Annotated in this window: 3 protein-coding genes; all 3 read right to left on the bottom strand. The window is 64.8% G+C overall.

All coding sequences use genetic code 11. The features are described from left to right. Nucleotides 1–143: 143 nt before the first annotated feature. Nucleotides 144–1,283, bottom strand: a complete 1,140-nt coding sequence (locus tag B8784_RS00920) for an ABC transporter permease (RefSeq protein WP_084395752.1) — start codon at nt 1,281–1,283, stop codon at nt 144–146. Further along, complete coding sequence (locus B8784_RS00915) at nt 1,280–2,212, bottom strand: ABC transporter ATP-binding protein (RefSeq protein WP_084395751.1); 933 nt, start codon at nt 2,210–2,212, stop codon at nt 1,280–1,282. Before B8784_RS00915 ends, B8784_RS00920 begins: the two co-directional genes overlap by 4 nt. Then, a partial coding sequence (locus B8784_RS00910) for an HlyD family secretion protein (protein ID WP_143435230.1) occupies nt 2,212–2,633 on the bottom strand: 422 nt, incomplete at its 5' end. The genes B8784_RS00915 and B8784_RS00910, both read right to left, overlap by 1 nt.

Genomic DNA, 2,633 nt, shown 5'->3' with positions numbered 1-2,633 from the left:
GGCGTCTTTCAGCGTGTCGGTCCACGCCTCGGCCTTGGTGGTTTCGAGCGCCGGGGCCGGCTCGGGCTGCCAGGAGGCGCAGGCCGACAGCAGGAGGGCTGAAAGAACGGTCAGGGACATCTGTTTCATCTTGCATATCCTCATCAGTCGAGCGTGCGGCGGTAACGCAGGAGCGCGATGGCCGTGACCACGGCGGTAAAGGCGCAGAGCGCATAGATCGGCACCTGCAGCTGGGCGAGGCTGGCATCCTTCAGCATCACCCCGCGCACGATGCGCAGGAAGTGGGTAAGCGGCATCACCTCGCCGATCACCTGCGCCCATTCCGGCATGCCGCGGAAGGGAAACATGAAGCCCGACAGCAGGATGGACGGCAGGAAGAAGAAGAAGGTGAGCTGCATCGCCTGCATCTGCGACTGCGCGATGGTCGAGAAGGTGAAGCCGAGCGCGAGATTGGCCACGACGAAGATCGACCCGCCTACGATCAGCACCCAGAGCGCGCCAACGAAAGGCACGTTGAACAGGAGCTTCGCCGCGACAAGGATCACCACCGTCTGCGTCGCCCCGACCGCGACATAGGGCAGGATCTTGCCCGCCATCACCTCAAAGGGCCGCGCGGGCATGGCGAGCAGGTTCTCCATTGTCCCCTGCTCCACCTCGCGCGTCATCGCCATGGCCGTGATCATGACCAGCGTCATGGTGAGGATGACACCGAGCAGGCCGGGCACGATGTTGTAGCTCGTCTTGGCTTCGGGATTGTACTTCTGGTGAATGACGAGGTCGAAGGCGGGCGGCGCCCCGGCGTACCGGGCGAGCGGACCCTTGAGGTCATGGCGCAGCGCGTTTTCGAAAATCGCCTGCGCCTGGCCTGTCGCGCCGGAAGCGGCGGCCGGGTCGGAGGCGTCGGCCTCGATCAGGATCTGCGGACGGTCGCCGCGCACCAGGTCGCGCGTGAAGCCCGAGGGAATGGTGACGACGAAGCTCACCTCGCCGCGCGCCAGCAAATCGCTGCTCTCGCGCGGATCGTCGGTCTGCATCACGAAGTCATAATAGTCAGACGTCTCCAGCGAATGGACGAGCGTGCGGACAATCGGGCTCTGCTCCTGCACCAGGATGGCGGCCGGAAGGTGTTTCGGGTTGAGGTTGATGGCGTAGCCGAACAGGACGAGCTGCATGATCGGCACGGCGAACATCATGGCGAAGGTGAGCCGGTCGCGGCGCATCTGCACCAGCTCCTTCATGAAGACCGCCCAGATGCGGCTGAGGGAGAGAAAGACGGATGTCATTCATACACCCGTGTGTCTTCGCCGGCTTCAGCCATCAGGGCGATGAAGGAATCCTCTAGGCTCGGCTGGACCTCTTCCCAGCGCACATCCTCGCTCGAGTGCCGGTCGATCTCGGCCTTGATGCGCGTGCGGTCTTCGCCGCTGACATGCAGGGCGGCGCCGAAATAGGCGACATGATCGAGGCCGGGCTGGCCTTTCAGCTTTTCGGCAAGCCGGCGCACGCCTTCGCCCTCGCCGCGGAAGGTGACGAGCCCGGAGCGCTCGATGACATCGGAAACGGTGCCCTCGACGATCTTGTGACCATTGGCGAGGTAGACGATTTTATCGCAACGCTCGGCCTCATCCATATAGTGGGTGGAGACGAGCACCGTCATGCCGGCCATGGAAAGCTCGTGGATCTCGTCCCAGAAATCCCGCCGGGCCTGCGGATCGACCCCGGCGGTCGGCTCGTCCAGCAGGAGGAGTTTCGGCTTGTGCATGGTGACAGCGGCGAGCGCCATGCGCTGTTTCCAGCCGCCGGAGAGCGCGCCGGCCAGCTGGTTCTGGCGGTGCTGCAGGCCAAGCCCCTCAATGGTCTCGTCGACGGTTTGGCGCAGGTTCGGCAGGCGGTAGAGCCGGGCGACAAATTCGATGTTCTCGCGGATGGTGAGATCGCTCCAGAAGGAGAAGCGCTGCGTCATATAGCCGGTGCGCGACTTGATCTTCTCGGCCTCGCGCTGGATGTCATAGCCAAGGCACTGGCCCTCGCCCTCACTGGCACGCAGCAGCCCGCAGATCATGCGGATCGTGGTCGTCTTGCCCGAGCCGTTCGGCCCGAGAAAACCCCAGACCTCGCCGCGCGGCATCTGGATATCGACGCCATCGACCGCCGTCTTGTCGCCGAAGCGCTTGACCAGGCCCTTCACGTCTATGGCGAGATCCTCGGCCATTACCAGTCCACCTCCACGGGCAGGCCGGGATGGAAGCCCGCTTCCTGCGGCAGGTCCGCCTCGATCAGGAAGACGAGCTTGCCGCGCGTGTCGCGGGAATAGATGACCGGCGGGGTAAACTCGGCATCGTGCGAGATGAAGCTGACAGAAGCGTCGACCGGGCTGGCGAGCCCGTCGGCCTTCACCCGCACCGTCTTGCCGATGCTGATCTCGGGCAGTTCGGCCTCCGGCACGAAGAAACGCACCTTGAGGCCCCTGGGCGGCAGGATGGAGACGACCGGCTGGCCCGGCGTCACATATTCGCCGACGCGATAGAAGATTTCCTCGATGCGGCCGCCCTCGGGCGCTTCGCTGCTGCGCTCTTCCAGCCGGTAGGCGGCTGCCCGTTTCTGGGCTTCGGCCGAGCTGGTGGCCGAGCCGG

Origin of the sequence: Henriciella aquimarina, assembly GCF_002088975.1 — a bacterium.
GTDB lineage: Bacteria > Pseudomonadota > Alphaproteobacteria > Caulobacterales > Hyphomonadaceae > Henriciella > Henriciella aquimarina.
This window is presented reverse-complemented; position numbering and strand designations above follow the sequence as displayed.

Bases quoted from the DNA above. Each gene is read 5' to 3' on its own strand.
- B8784_RS00920 (WP_084395752.1), bottom strand. From the start codon at position 1,283: ATGACATCCGTCTTTCTCTCCCTCAGCCGCATCTGGGCGGTCTTCATG.
- B8784_RS00915 (WP_084395751.1), bottom strand. From the start codon at position 2,212: ATGGCCGAGGATCTCGCCATAGACGTGAAGGGCCTGGTCAAGCGCTTC.